This window comes from Stenotrophomonas sp. FSL W7-1447 (assembly GCF_037966425.1).
Taxonomy (GTDB): Bacteria; Pseudomonadota; Gammaproteobacteria; order Xanthomonadales; family Xanthomonadaceae; genus Stenotrophomonas; species Stenotrophomonas pavanii.
The window spans coordinates 1,508,363-1,522,429 of record NZ_CP150199.1 but is presented as its reverse complement, the minus strand read 5'-3'; the positions used below and the strand labels follow the sequence as shown (position 1 = coordinate 1,522,429).

Sequence of the window (14,067 nt, the reverse complement as noted above, 5' to 3'; positions counted from 1 at the left end):
CCACTGGCAAAGGGATCTGACCCCGTTTCCAAAATGCCGGCCAGCAGCCGGCACTACCGATCCGTTACCCGGCGCAGCGCGCGCAGAGGCCGTGCACTTCCAGCGTCTGCGCCTGTGGCTGGAAGCCCAGCTCCTTGGCGCGCTTCTCCAGCTGGGTGACGATCTCGCGGTCTTCCAGCTCCACTGCGCTGTGGCAGCTGTTGCAGATCAGGAACGGCACCGAATGCGCGGCACTGCTGGGATGGTGGCAGGCCACGAAGGCATTCACCGATTCCAGCTTGTGCACGAACCCGTTGGCCATCAGAAAGTCCAGCGCGCGGTACACGGTGGGCGGGGCATCCGCGCCCACGCCCTTGCCGTTGCGCACCCATTCCAGCAGCTCGTAGGCCTTGACCGGCTTGCCGGCCTCGGCGATCAGCTTCAGCACATTGGCGCGGATCGGGGTCAGGCGCAGCCCGCGTTCGCGCGAGACACGCTCGACCACCGCCACGAAATCCGATGCGTCGTGGACGTGGTGGTGCGGGGCGGTACAGGCAGTGGCGGTCTTGGCGGGCATGCGTGTTCTCCGGTTCGGGCCTGGCGGGGATGCGTCAGGCCGTTGCTACCTTGGTGATGGCCACATCGATGCGTTTCAAGGCCTGCTCGCGGCCGGCCAGGTACACGGTGTGGGAAATGTCAGGACTGACCTGGGTGCCGGTGATGGCCACGCGCAGCGGCTGGGCGACCTTGCCCATGCCGATTTCCAGCGCCGCCGCCGCGTCATGCAGGGCCACGCCCACCGCCTCGGCGGTCCACTCCGGCAACGCCGCCAGCAGCTCGCGGGCCTTGCCCAGCGCCACCTCGGCACCGGCCTTGAGGTGCTTGGCCACCGCCGCTTCGTCGTACTCGGTCAACGGCTGGTACCAGACCACGGCCTTCTCGGCCATTTCCTTCAGGGTCTGCACGCGTTCACGCAGGGCGATCACCACGTCCTCCGGGGCCGGGCCGGCGGCCACGTCCAGGCCCAGCTTCTGCAGCTGGTAGACCAGGTGCGGCACGATGCTGGCCACGTCCTCGGTCTTCAGGAAGTGCTGGTTGACCCAGCCCAGCTTGGCCATGTCCAGGCGCGAGGCCTTGGAATTGCAGTCTTTCACGTCGAACAGGTCGATCAGCTCCTGGCGGCTGAACAGCTCCTGGTCACCGTGCGACCAGCCCAGGCGGGCCAAATAGCTCAGCAGCGCGTCGGGCAGGTAGCCGGCGTCCTTGTACTGCATCACGTCGGCCGCACCGGTGCGCTTGGACAGCTTGGCGCCCTGCTCGTCCAGGATCATCGGCATGTGGCCGAACTTCGGCACCGGGGCCCCGATGCCTTCGTACAGGTTGATCTGGCGCGGGGTGTTGTTGATGTGGTCGTCGCCGCGGATGACCTCGGTGATGCCCATGTCCCAGTCGTCCACCACCACCGCGAAGTTGTAGGTCGGGTAGCCATCCGGGCGGAAGATCACCATGTCATCCAGCTCGCTGTTGGCGATCTCGATGCGGCCCTTGATCAGGTCATCGAACACCACCGTGCCTTCCAGCGGGTTCTTGAAGCGGATGACACGGTTCGGGTCGTCCCGGTACGGCAGGCCGAGTTCGCGCGCGGCGCCGTTGTAGCGCGGCTTCTCCTGCCTGGCCATGGCGGCCTCGCGCATGGCGTCCAGTTCCTCACGGGTTTCATAGGCGTAGTACGCCTTGCCTTCAGCGATCAGCTGCTCGGCCACTTCCCGGTAGCGGGCAACGCGGTCGGTCTGGTAGATCGGGCCTTCATCGTAATCCAGGCCCAGCCAGTCCATCGCCTCCAGGATGGCGTCGATCGCGCCCTGGGTGCTGCGTTCACGGTCAGTGTCCTCGATGCGCAGCACGAACTCGCCGCCGCGGTGGCGGGCCTCCAGCCAGCAGTACAGCGCGGTGCGGGCACCACCGATATGCAGGTAACCGGTGGGACTGGGGGCGAAGCGGGTGCGGCAGGTCATGGAGGGCTCGAGGAACGGGAATCCCCTCGATTTTACCGGATTCACTGCCCCTGCAATTGCAACTTTCCCCATAGCCGCCATTCGTGCCCCAACGGAACCTGAACATTCTGGAATGAGGCAAGGACGTTTCAATGACCCCTCCAACCATCGGATCAGATAACGCCCCCGGATCGGGCGGTACCGCAGCCCAGCGCAAGCAGGGCCTCATCGATCGAGGATGTCTGAAATCCAGCGCGGTGAAAGCGGTCTGCGTGATGGCGAGCCTGTCTGCAGTTGGCCTCTTTGGACTGGCTGAATCGAAGGCTTCAACAACAGTCAAAATCAACAGCCATTACTACACGTGCCAGAATTCGTGCGTCGTTTCCACGCGGCCAGGAGGAGGCTTTTCCGTCTGGGACAGCAGGGGTGGCTGGGTAACCAAGACGGCCGAGAAGGGCGAAGCGCTTGTGGAAACTGGGCCAGTAACCTGAGCGCTCCATATGAAGGCGAAAGCAACAGCTCTCTGGCTCCTGGTGACCTCGGCATTGGCCGGTGCACTGGCATGGCACTTTTCGATAAACGACCCTGCACATCGTTCTGCTGCGCAGAACTCACACCGCTCTTCCACAAACGCGCCCACCGCCACTGAGCGAGAGCCCGCCAGCGTAGCGGGTCGTTCGGGTGCAAATCGCCGCCCAGCGACTCGTCTCCCGGGTGACGCGCCCAAGGAGGCCGATCTGATCTACGACAATGCACTGGATGAAAACCGAATCGACCGGCTGCTTGCAAGCGCCGGCGCCTTCGCTGCCATGACCAACGCCATGCACGCGGCAGCTTCGACAGACAGGGAACTGTCGGAATCGACCGCTCTGTTTGCCAGCCACCTCCAGAGTGGCCTTTCGGCGGAAGGCCACGCCCGGACAGTGCTGGACTTCAGCTGCGGGCGACGGCTGTGTCTGGCACAGCTGTCAGACCCTGCGAGCGCGCCGTTGGATCTCCGGCCCCTGATGCAGCATGACGGAGCGACCTACTTTCAGGCGGCGAGTGTGTCAGATCAGGTGAAGACCCTCGACGTCAGGCCATCGCTGCGGGCAGTGTTCGCGATCGATCCGGCCATCAACCAGATCGTCTCGATACCCGACTGACAGGGTCTACGGCAACGGAGGGGGGGAGATACGACTTAATCCCCTCCGTCCCCTTTTACGGTTCGGCCTTGCGCGGGAACGGCTGCTCGCGCATCGCGGCGTTGTAGGCGAACGAAGCGACGATGGCTGCGGCCTGCTTCAGGTCTTCCGGCTCGGCGTGGTCCCAGGTGTCCAGGTGGCTGTGGTGGACATTGGTGAAGTAGTCCAGCCGGTCCTGGATGAACTGGAAGCCCGGCAGGCCGATGCGGTCGAAGCTGATGTGGTCGGTGCTGCCGGTGTTGCGGGTGGCCACGGTGGTGGCGCCCACGTCATGGAACGGGGCCAGCCAGGCTTCGAAGATCGGCATCGCCGCCAGGTTTTCCTGCGCGTAGATGCCACGGAACCGGCCCGAGCCGTTGTCCATGTTGAAGTAGACCTGGAACCTGCTGTAATCGCGGGTCTTCTGCAGCGCACCGGTTGGCTCGCGCAGCGACGCCGGCAGCGCCTTCTGGGCCGGGTCGGTGGGCTCCGGGAACCGGCCGAAATGCTTGGCCACATATGCCTGCGAGCCGATCAGCCCCTGCTCTTCGCCGCTCCACAGCGCCACGCGGATCGTGCGCTTGGGCTTGGCGCCAGTGGCCTTGAGGATGCGCATCGCCTCCATCATCACCGCCACGCCGGCGGCGTTGTCGGCTGCGCCCGTGCCGCTGTGCCAGGAATCCAGGTGCGCACCGATCATCACCACTTCATCGGGCCGGCTGCTGCCACGGATCTCGGCCAGCGTGTTGTAGCCGGGCTGGTCGGCCTCGTCAGTGAAGCGCGCGGCCACGTCCACGCGCAGGCGCACGGGCTGCTTGGCCTTCAGCGCGCGCACCAGCGGGTTGAAGTGCTCGCTGATCATCGCCAGCTCGGGAATGCCGACCGCCTCGCCGGCCTTGCGCGAACCGCCACCGGCGACGCGGATGATGCCGTTGTCCCAGCTGCTGACGCTGATCGAGGCCAGCGCGCCCTCTTCGACGAAGAAGGCGTTGACCTTGCCCGCCAGCAGCTGGCGCTCCTGGTATTCCTTGACCCGCTTGGCGCGCTCGGCGGTGGCGTCCTGGTCCTTGGGCACGGTGAACGCCTGCAGGCCTTCCAGCGAGGTCGCGTCGTGCCGGTGCGAATCCGGTTCGGTGCCGCGCTTGTACTCGCGCGCCTCGCCCAGCAGCAGGATTTTGCCGCGCAGCTTGCCGCGGTACTTCTCGATGTCTTCGGGCTTCTTGATGTCGACCTGCACCAGTTCGCCTTCGACCGGCCCGTTCGTGCCCGGCGTCCAGGCCTTCGGCAGCGCATGCAGCGGCTGGATGCGGTCACCCAGCATCTCCACGCTGGCCGAGGTGAACTCCCAGCCACGGCCGAAGTCATCAAAGGCTTCATCGTGGACGTTGTCCAGCTTCCATTCGGTGAACTTGCCGCGGGTCCATGCGTTGGCGCGGCCCATCGCCGGCGAGTTGGTCAGGCGTGGGCCGATGCGCTCGGTGAGATAGCTGAAGGTGTCCATCACCTGCGAACGGTGGAACGCCTCCTGCCGGATGCGGCTGACCATGTCCAGGTCCACCGCCTCGCGCTGCTGCGCCACGGCATTGCCCCCGATCGCCAGCGCTACGGCCAGCACACCCCACTTCAACACATCGCACCCCTGCCCTTCGGCTCGATCATCAACCCACCGAGTCTAGCCAGCGCGGACGGGCGGATACCGTCCCATCGGTCATGGACAGCGGTAGAAGCGTGCGAACCACGGTTCGCACCCACAGAAGAGTGCTTGGTTCGCACCTGCCAAGCCGCTTCACCCACTCCAGCCCAGCCACAGCTGCGCCCGCTCCGGGAGCAGCAGCAACCAGTGCCGCCGGTCGAAGCTGCTGCAACCGTACACCGCTGCATCGGGCAGGCCGCCGATGCCGATCTCGGCCAGCGCGTCCGCCCCGGCCTTCCATGGCCGGTAGCGCGGCACCTTCCCCGCCAGCGCGCCGCGTCCCTGCCGCGCGCCCTGCAACCAGGCCAGTCCCTGGCCCCGCAGTCCCTCGCAGGTCACCGCCGCCAGCTGGAAGCGGACCAGGCCGGGGGCGATCCGTGCCCCCGGCAGGGCCGCCAGCACGCCATGTGCCTGCAGCAGTGCATCCACTTCCAGCAGGGCCGGAATGCCCTGCCGCGCGCGTTGCCGGAAACTCTGGCGCCAGCCCATGGCGCGCTCCTTACTTCAGGTCCGCGCCGAGCGCGTACCAGTCGACCCGGCGGGTCACCCACATCGCCAGCGCCAGGATCACGAACAACAGCAGCGACCCCATCAGCAGAGCGTTGTTCTCCGACACCAGCAGGCCATACAGCGCGCCGTACAGCACGGTCAGCAGCGCAGCGAAGCCCAGGCCGCGCTTCCAGTGGCCCAGCACGTTGGCCAGGTACACCGCCTGCAGGCCGATACAGGCCACCGCCGAAACCAGGTAGGCCTTCCAGAACGCGATGTGCTCGGACAGGCTGATCAGCAGCAGGAAGAAGATCGCCAGCGCCAGTCCGACCATCAGGTACTGCAGCGGATGGATGCGCAGCGACTTGATCAGCTCGAACAGGATGAAGCCGACGAAGGTCAGCACCACGAACAGCACGCCGTACTTGGAGGCCCGGTCGGCCTGCGTGTAGGCATCGACCGGATCGACCAGCGACACCGTCACTGCCTGCGAATCGATGGCGCCGTCGCTACGCAGCTGGCGCTGTGCGTCGGAGGCCAGCGAAGACACCGCCCACTGTGCATCGAAGCCGCCGGCATCGACGCGGCGCTCGTTGGGCAGGAACGCACCGCTGAACGACGGATGCGGCCAGCTCGACCGCAGCGCGATGCGGGTGTCGTCACCCACCGGCACCACCGACAGCATGCGGCTGCCATCCAGGCGCAGGTCCAGCTCAACGGTACTGGCCGCGAGGGTGCCGCCCTGATCCACCGCGAAGCCACTTACCGGCGCATGCAGGCCACGCCCGATCTCGCTGGCCGCGCCGACGCCCGGCAACAGTCGCAGCGGCTTGCCGTCCACCCGCAGGTTCGGCGTTCCCACCAGGCCACGCACATCGGAAACCCCGAGCGCAACGTACGGCTGCCCATACGTGCGTCCCGCCTTCACTGGATAGTCGTCGGCGGCGAAGCTCGCCTTCAGCTGGCCGTTCCAGCTGTACACCGGCACCTTGAACAGGCCGACCTCGCGCTGGCTCGGCAGCATCTCGCCTCCCACCTCCAGCGACGCCGGCATTTGCAGCCAGTGGCCCTCGGTCACCTGGATCTCGGTCTTCTTGACGCCCAGCGGGTCAACCAGTTCAACCTGCTTGCGTTCCACCCACGGCACCACCCGTACCGGCCCCACCAGCTGCTGCGCCCCGGCGCGGCTGTCGGCCACCCGGGTAAAGGCTTCGTCACGGTACTGGCTGCGCTCGTTGATGACGCCGCGGATCATCATCAGCGGCACCAGCAGCAACAGGATCAGCCCGCCGACAATGGCGAAGCGCAGCAGCATTTTCAGGGATTTCATGGTCCATCCTCGTTGGAGAGGGCTGCAGGATGGACTGCCGCGGTGAGCAGGGTTTGTGGCGAATTTGAAGCGAGTGTGAAGTCAGCGGCGCGGGCGCTGGCCCGGGTTCGCCAACGGCAGCCACAGGCTGGCCACGGTGCCACCGCCGTCGCGGGTGTCGACGCTGGCGCGGCCGTCATGCAGGCGCGCGACCTCCTGCACGAACGGCAGGCCCAGGCCGGAACTGCGCCGGCCGCTGCCCGGTCGCGCCAGCGAATAGAAGCGCTCGAACACGCGTTCGCGCGCATAGTCGGGAATGCCGGTACCGCGGTCGGCCACCTGCAGGCGCACGCCCTGCCCATCCACCTCGGCCTGCAGCGCGATGTCCGCGCCGGCCGGCGAGAAGGCGATCGCGTTGTCGATCAGGTTGTGCAGCGCCTGCCGCAGCAGATAGGCGTCACCCTGCACGCGCAGGTCGGGCGCGCTGCCGATGCTGACCTGCACGCCGGCCGCCTGCGCGCGCACCTGCGCGGACGCTGCCGCATCGGCCAGCAGCGACGGCAGCGCGATGGGGTCGCGGGTCTGCAACCAGCCATGCTGTTCCACCTCGGCCAGGGCCAGCAGCTTGTCGATGGTCTCGGTCAGCCGCTCCTGCTGGTCGACGATGCTGCGCGCGAAATGCACGCGGTCAGCCTCCGGCAACGGTTCCTGCAGCAGCTCGGCAGCACCGCGGATCGCCGCCAGCGGGCTCTTCATTTCATGCGTCAGTGACTGCACGTACTGCTCGACGTAGGCCTTGCCTTCCAGCTTGCGGCGCATCGTTTCCAGTGCCTGGCCCAGGTCGCCGATCTCGTCGCGGCGCCGCCGCGGCGGCGGCACCGGTTCGCCGGCAGTGACCGCGCGCGCATAGCGGCTCAGCTGGCCCAGGCCGGTGGTGAGCCACATCGTCACCAGCACGCCGACCAGTGCCGACAATCCGATCAGCCAGGCACCGCGCTCGATGATGGCGCGCTGGCTGGCGGCGATGAACGGATCGATGCTCCGATTGGGCTGGGCCAGGCTGAGCACGCCGATCAGGGTCCGCCCATCGGCCGGGTCGTATACCGGCGCGGCCACATGCATGACCGTATCGCCTTCCTGACCCGGGATCTCGGGGCTGGAACGGGCACCGTACTCGCCTCGCAGGGTGCGGTACACGTCGTTCCAGCGCGAGTTGTCGCGCCCCAGGTCGCGGCCCAGCGAGTCATAGATGACGATACCCTTGGCGTCGGTGATGGTCACCCGATAGTCCAGCGAGCGCTTCGGGAAGCGCCAGACCATCGCCTTCAGGTCGCGCTGCCGCGCCTTGGCCAGGTTGCGGGTGAAACTGCCGCTGCGGAGCGTGCCCGCCTTGACGTCGGCGGCCGCCATCTCGGCCAGCACGTTGGCAGCATCGACCAAGGTCGACTCCATCGCCTGGCGCACGCCGGGCTTCACCTCGTTGACGAACACGCGCATCACGAAGAACGCGGCGATACCGGTGATCAGGAAGAAGCCGAGGAACAGCTTCAATACCAGGCGCATCGGCTAGACCTCCAGCGCGTAGCCAAGGCCACGGTGGGTGCGGATCGGGTCGTCGCTGGCACCGGCCGCGCGCAGCTTGGCGCGCAGGGTCTTTACGTGGGTGTCGACCGTTCGGTCGGCGCTGTCGGCACTGCTGTCCCATCCGCGATCCATCAGCTGGGCACGGCTGAGGATCGCCCCCGGCCGCTGCAGCAGGGCCTCCAGCAGCGCGTACTCGTAACGGGTCAGGTCCAGCGCGTGGCCACGGAAGCGGATGCGCCGGCCTTCGCGGTCGATGGCGAAGGCGCCATGTTCCTGCCAGCCCGCCTCGGCGCTGGTTGCTGCCACCGCCGGTGCCGCACGACGCAGCCGCGCGCGCACCCGCGCCACCAGTTCGCGCGGCGAGAACGGCTTGGTCATGTAGTCGTCGGCGCCCAGCTCCAGGCCGAGCACGCGGTCCACTTCATCATTGCGGGCGGTCAGGAAGATCACCGGCAGCTGCGCCGCCGGCCCGGGCTGCGCGCGCAGCCGCCGGCAGACCTCGAAACCGCCGAGGTCGGGCAGGCCCACGTCCAGCACCACCACGTCGATATCACCGGCCTGCAGCCGCTGCAGGGCCTCCCCGCCCAGCAGGCAGTGGCTGGCGGCATAGCCTTCGCTGCGCAGCGCGTACAGCACGGTTTCGGCGATGGCGGCTTCGTCCTCGACCACCAGGACATGGGCAACGGGAGCTGTCATGGCGCGCAGCATAGCCGCTGCGGCCGCCGCCCCGTACACTGCCGCCCATGAACTATCGCCACGCCTTCCATGCCGGCAACCACGCCGACGTGCTCAAACACATCGTGCAGCTGGCCCTGATCGACAGCTTCAAGCGCAAGGACAGCCCGTTCTTCGTGCTGGACACCCACGGCGGTGCCGGCCGCTACCTGCTGGCCAGCGAAGAGAGCCGCAAGACCCTGGAGGCCGAATCGGGGATCATGCGGCTGATGGCACAGCCCAGGCTGCCGGAAGTGGTCGAGCGCTATCTGAAGGCCGTGCAGGCCGACAATCCGGTGGGGGCACTGACCAATTACCCCGGTTCGCCGCTGCTGAGCGCCCAGGCGATGCGTGCGCAGGACCGGATGGCGGTGTGCGAACTGCAGGAAGCTGAAACGGCCACGCTGAAGGCACTGTTCGCCCACGACAGCCGCGTCGACGTGCGCGCCGGCGACGGCTACGCCCTGCTGCGTTCGCTGCTGCCGCCGAAATTCAACGGCAGCAAGATCGGTCGGGGCCTGGTGCTGATCGACCCGCCGTACGAGGCGCAGGACGCCGAATACCAGAACATCCTGGCCGCCCTGGCCGAGACCCTGGCGCGCTGGCCGCAGGCCACCTGTGCGGTCTGGTTCCCGATCAAGCAGCGCCGCACCATCCTGCATTTCCTGCGCAAGGCCTCCGCCCTGCCGGTGAAATCGGCGATGACGATCGAGTTCCTGGTGCGTCCGGACGACTCGCCGCTGCGCCTCAATGGCAGTGGCATGCTGCTGCTAAACCCGCCATGGCAGTTCGACCGGGTGGTCGGCCCGGCCCTGCCGGCGTTGCGCCAGCACCTCGGCGAACCCGGCGCCAGCACCCGCCTGGACTGGCTCAAAGCCCCCGAATAGCGGCCTTCACGAGGCTGTACCGCCGTGAGCCTTTCGTTCACGGAATGCATCCCCGGTGATGCCACAATCGATGGACCACCAAGGAATCACCCGGTATGGCCACTCGCAACCGCATGCCGCCCTGGCATGAGATCTTCAAGGCTCCCAGCGGCCACGAGCTGCTGATCCGCCCCATCCGCCCGGAAGATGGCGCACCGCTGCAAGCGGCGTTCAGCCTGTTCGGGCCGGAAGAAATCCGCGATCGTTTCCTGCAGGCGGTGACCGAGCTGTCGCCGGAAACCACCCAGCGCCTGACCCATCCCAATCCCAAGACCGAGATCACCCTGGTCGCAGCCGAATCGCTGCCCGCGGGCGAAGCAGTGGTCGGCGCGGTTGCCCGGGCCTCGATCATCCCCGGTACCCGCGAGGCCGAGTACGCGATCCTGATCAGCCGCTTCCTGATCGGCCAGGGCCTGGGCCGGCAGTTGATGCGCAAGCTGGTGAAGTGGGGCCGGGGCAAGTACCTGGACCGCCTGTACGGCGATGTTGCCGCCGAAAACGAGCCGATGAAGCAGCTGGCCGCCTCGCTGGGCTTCAAGCCGGTGCCGCACCCGGCCGGTGCCGAGGGGCTGGTGCGCATGGTGCTGGAGCTGGACAACTGACGGAGGCGCCGGGCCTTGCCCGCCGACGCATTCCGGTAATGCCGGCCGCTGGCCGGCATTGCCAAACCCCAACGGTACATGAGGCGGCCAGCCAGCGGCCGGCACGACCGGACGGGCGTTGACCGGGCTTCTGCTAAAATCGGCGGTCCATGTCGCGTACCTCATACCCCGCCCCGCCGCTGCCGCGCGCCGGCCAGCTCCGCGCCTGGTGGCGCGCCCCCGCATCGCCGACCGCCCTGGCCTGGTACCTGGCCCAGGCCGCGCGCGCGCACGATGCCCCGCTGTTGGTGATCGCCCGTGACAACCACGGGGCCAACCAGCTCGAAGCCGACCTGCAGACCCTGCTCGGCGGCGACCCGGCCGTGCCGGTGGTCGCCTTCCCGGACTGGGAAACCCTGCCCTACGACCGCTTCAGCCCGCACCCGGACATCATCTCGCAGCGCCTGGCCGCCCTGCACCGCCTGCCCGCGCTGAAGCGCGGCCTGGTGATCGTGCCGGTGCAGACCCTGCTGCAGCAGCTGGCCCCGCGCAGCTACGTGATCGGTGGCAGCTTCGACCTGAAGGTCGGCCAGCGCCTGGACCTGGACGCCGAGAGGCGGCGCCTGGAAAGCGCCGGCTACCGCAACGTGCCGCAGGTGATGGACCCGGGTGACTTCGCCGTGCGCGGTGGCCTGCTCGACGTGTTCCCGATGGGTGCCGACGAGCCGCTGCGGATCGAGCTGCTGGACGAGGACATCGACTCGATCCGCGCCTTCGACCCGGAAAGCCAGCGCTCGCTGGACAAGGTCGACGCCGTGCACATGCTGCCCGGCCGCGAAGTGCCGATGGACGAGGCCAGCATCGCCCGCGTGCTGGCCACCCTGCGCGAGCGCTTCGACGTGGACACCCGGCGCAGTTCGCTGTACCAGGATCTGAAGTCCGGGCTGGCCCCGGCCGGCGTCGAGTACTACCTGCCGCTGTTCTTCGAGCGCACCGCGACGCTGTTCGACTATCTGCCCGACGGCAGCCTGCCGGTGGTCTGCACCGGTGCGTATGAAGCGTCCGTCGCGTTCTGGGCGCAGACCGCTGACCGCTATGAGCAGCGCCGCCATGATGTGGAGCGCCCGCTGCTGCCGCCGTCTGCGCTGTACCTGTCACCGGAGCTGCTGCGCGAGCGCCTCAATGATGCCCCGCGCATCGAGGTGTGGTCGGCGGACCACGCACGCATCGCCGACGCGCACGCGCTGGGCGACCAGCCGCTGCCACCGCTGCCGGTGGCGGCGCGCGATGCGCCGGCCGGCGAGGCGCTGAAATCCTTCCTCGGCCATTACCCGGGCCGGGTGCTGATCGCGGCCGATTCGCCCGGCCGCCGCGAGGCCCTGCTGGAAGTGTTGCAGGCCGCTGAACTGAAGCCGCCGGTGGTGGCCGACCTGCCCGGCTTCCTCGCCGACGATGCGCGCTTCGCGATCGCGGTGGCGCCGCTGGAAGATGGCTTCGCGCTGGACGACCCGCGCATCGCGGTACTGACCGAGCGCCAGCTGTTCCCCGAGCGCGCCGGCAGCACCCGCCGCACGCGCCGTGCCGGGCGCGAGCCGGAAGCGATCATCCGCGACCTCGGCGAACTGACCGAAGGCGCGCCGATCGTGCACGAGGACCATGGCGTCGGCCGCTACCGTGGCCTGATCGCAATGGATGTCGGCGGCATGCCCGGCGAGTTCCTGGAAATCGAGTACGCCAAGGGCGACCGGCTGTATGTGCCGGTCGCGCAGCTGCACCTGATCAGCCGCTACTCCGGTGCGTCGCCGGAAACCGCGCCGCTGCACTCGCTCGGTGGCGAGCAGTGGAGCAAGGCCAAGCGCAAGGCCGCCGAGAAGGTGCGCGACGTTGCCGCCGAACTGCTGGAGATCCAGGCCCGCCGCCAGGCGCGTGCCGGCCTGGCATTGCAGGTGGACCGCGCGATGTACGAGCCGTTCGCGGCCGGTTTCCCGTTCGAGGAAACCCCGGACCAGCTGGCGGCGATCGATGCCACGCTGCGTGACCTGGCCAGCAGCCAGCCGATGGACCGCGTGGTCTGCGGCGACGTGGGCTTCGGCAAGACCGAGGTTGCGGTGCGGGCTGCCTTCGCCGCGGCCAGCGCCGGCAAGCAGGTGGCGGTGCTGGTGCCAACCACGCTGCTGGCCGAGCAGCACTACCGCAATTTCCGCGACCGTTTCGCCGATTACCCGCTGAAGGTCGAGGTGCTGTCGCGCTTCAAGACCAGCAAGGAAATCAAGGCCGAACTGGAGAAGGTCGCCGCCGGCACCATCGACGTGATCGTCGGCACCCACCGCCTGCTGCAGCCGGACGTGAAGTTCAAGGACCTGGGCATGGTCATCGTCGACGAAGAGCAGCGTTTCGGCGTGCGCCAGAAGGAAGCGCTGAAGGCGCTGCGCGCCAACGTGCACCTGCTGACCCTGACCGCCACGCCGATCCCGCGCACGTTGAACATGGCCATGGCCGGCCTGCGCGACCTGTCGATCATCGCCACGCCGCCGCCGAACCGGCTGGCGGTGCAGACCTTCATCACCCAGTGGGACAACGCGCTGCTGCGCGAGGCGTTCCAGCGCGAGCTGGCGCGTGGTGGCCAGCTGTACTTCCTGCACAACGACGTGGAGAGCATCGGCCGCATGCAGCGCGAGCTGTCCGAGCTGGTGCCCGAAGCCCGTATCGGCATCGCGCACGGGCAGATGCCCGAGCGCGAGCTGGAAAAGGTGATGCTGGATTTCCAGAAGCAGCGCTTCAACGTGCTGCTGTCGACCACGATCATCGAGTCCGGCATCGACATCCCCAACGCCAACACCATCATCATCAACCGCGCCGACCGCTTCGGCCTGGCCCAGCTGCATCAGCTGCGCGGCCGCGTCGGGCGTTCACACCACCGCGCCTACGCCTACCTGATCACCCCTGACCGCCGCGCGATCACGCCCGATGCCGAAAAGCGCCTGGAAGCGATCGCATCGATGGACGAACTGGGTGCCGGTTTCACCCTGGCCACGCACGATCTGGAGATCCGTGGCGCCGGTGAACTGCTCGGCGAGGACCAGAGCGGGCAGATGGCCGAAGTCGGCTTCAGCCTGTACACCGAGCTGCTGGAGCGCGCGGTGCGCAGCATCAGGCTGGGCAAGCTGCCCGACCTGGATGCCGGCGAGGAAGTACGCGGCGCCGAGGTCGAGCTGCATGTGCCGGCGCTGATCCCGGAAGACTACCTGCCCGACGTGCACACCCGCCTGACGCTGTACAAGCGCATTTCCAGCGCACGCGACAGCGACGCGCTGCGTGAGCTGCAGGTGGAGATGATCGACCGCTTCGGCCTGCTGCCGGATGCGGCCAAGCACCTGTTCGCCATCGCCGAGCTGAAGTTGAAGGCCAACACGCTGGGCATCCGCAAGCTGGACCTGGGCGAGAACGGTGGCCGCATCGTGTTCGAGTCCAAGCCCAACATCGACCCGATGGCGGTGATCCAGCTGATCCAGAAGCAACCGAACCTCTACGCCATGGAAGGGCCTGACAAGCTGCGCATCAAGCATCCGCTGCCGTTGCCGGAAGACCGCTTCAACGCGGCCCGCGCCCTTCTGACCACCCTCGCCCCGGGTTGA

The 14,067-nt window shown here is 67.7% G+C and carries 12 protein-coding genes; 5 read left to right on the top strand and 7 right to left on the bottom strand.

Annotation, left to right across the window (positions count from 1 at the left end):
• Positions 1–64: 64 nt before the first annotated feature.
• Both NSQ78_RS07050 and gltX read right to left on the bottom strand, forming a co-directional pair.
• Positions 65–556 carry a Fur family transcriptional regulator gene (locus NSQ78_RS07050; protein WP_004150412.1) on the bottom strand — a complete coding sequence of 164 codons (492 nt, stop codon included), beginning with the start codon at positions 554–556 and terminating at the stop codon, positions 65–67.
• 34 nt (positions 557–590) lie between these two features.
• Positions 591–1,994: a glutamate--tRNA ligase gene (gene gltX / locus NSQ78_RS07045; protein WP_053462516.1), complete on the bottom strand. Its 1,404-nt coding sequence runs from the start codon at positions 1,992–1,994 to the stop codon at positions 591–593.
• A 131-nt stretch (positions 1,995–2,125) separates the two neighbouring features.
• Here gltX and NSQ78_RS07040 point away from each other — a divergent pair, with 131 nt between their 5' ends.
• Positions 2,126–2,464 carry a hypothetical protein gene (locus NSQ78_RS07040; RefSeq protein ID WP_149902021.1) on the top strand — a complete coding sequence of 113 codons (339 nt, stop codon included), beginning with the start codon at positions 2,126–2,128 and terminating at the stop codon, positions 2,462–2,464.
• 9 nt (positions 2,465–2,473) lie between these two features.
• The gene (locus NSQ78_RS07035; protein ID WP_339208236.1) at positions 2,474–3,118 is read left to right on the top strand and encodes a hypothetical protein; all 645 of its coding nucleotides are present in this window, start codon (positions 2,474–2,476) and stop codon (positions 3,116–3,118) included.
• 55 nt (positions 3,119–3,173) lie between these two features.
• Here the strand turns inward: NSQ78_RS07035 and NSQ78_RS07030 are convergent, their stop codons facing one another.
• From NSQ78_RS07030 to creB, 5 genes are all read right to left on the bottom strand, one after another.
• Positions 3,174–4,766, bottom strand: a complete 1,593-nt coding sequence (locus NSQ78_RS07030; protein ID WP_064237957.1) for a M20/M25/M40 family metallo-hydrolase — start codon at positions 4,764–4,766, stop codon at positions 3,174–3,176.
• Positions 4,767–4,922: 156 nt separating this feature from the next.
• Positions 4,923–5,318 carry a hypothetical protein gene (locus NSQ78_RS07025; protein ID WP_064237956.1) on the bottom strand — a complete coding sequence of 132 codons (396 nt, stop codon included), beginning with the start codon at positions 5,316–5,318 and terminating at the stop codon, positions 4,923–4,925.
• Positions 5,319–5,328: 10 nt separating this feature from the next.
• On the bottom strand, positions 5,329–6,648 hold the full coding sequence (gene creD / locus NSQ78_RS07020; RefSeq protein ID WP_057493897.1) for a cell envelope integrity protein CreD: 1,320 nt from the start codon (positions 6,646–6,648) through the stop codon (positions 5,329–5,331).
• Positions 6,649–6,729: 81 nt separating this feature from the next.
• Positions 6,730–8,190 (bottom strand): two-component system sensor histidine kinase CreC, encoded by a 1,461-nt coding sequence (gene creC, locus NSQ78_RS07015; protein WP_057493898.1) that lies wholly within the window; start codon positions 8,188–8,190, stop codon positions 6,730–6,732.
• Positions 8,191–8,193: 3 nt separating this feature from the next.
• Entirely contained in the window at positions 8,194–8,919 is a 726-nt protein-coding gene (gene creB / locus NSQ78_RS07010) for a two-component system response regulator CreB (RefSeq protein ID WP_005412696.1), read from the bottom strand.
• Positions 8,920–8,954: 35 nt separating this feature from the next.
• Between creB and rlmJ the strand changes: the two genes are divergently transcribed.
• The 3 genes from rlmJ to mfd all read left to right on the top strand — a co-directional run bounded on the left by rlmJ (position 8,955) and on the right by mfd (position 14,067).
• On the top strand, positions 8,955–9,812 hold the full coding sequence (gene rlmJ, locus NSQ78_RS07005; protein ID WP_049466883.1) for a 23S rRNA (adenine(2030)-N(6))-methyltransferase RlmJ: 858 nt from the start codon (positions 8,955–8,957) through the stop codon (positions 9,810–9,812).
• A 95-nt stretch (positions 9,813–9,907) separates the two neighbouring features.
• Entirely contained in the window at positions 9,908–10,453 is a 546-nt protein-coding gene (locus tag NSQ78_RS07000; protein WP_014646444.1) for a GNAT family N-acetyltransferase, read from the top strand.
• A gap of 149 nt (positions 10,454–10,602) precedes the next feature.
• A complete protein-coding gene (mfd, locus tag NSQ78_RS06995) occupies positions 10,603–14,067 on the top strand; it encodes a transcription-repair coupling factor (protein WP_049466882.1) in 3,465 nt (1,154 codons plus the stop codon).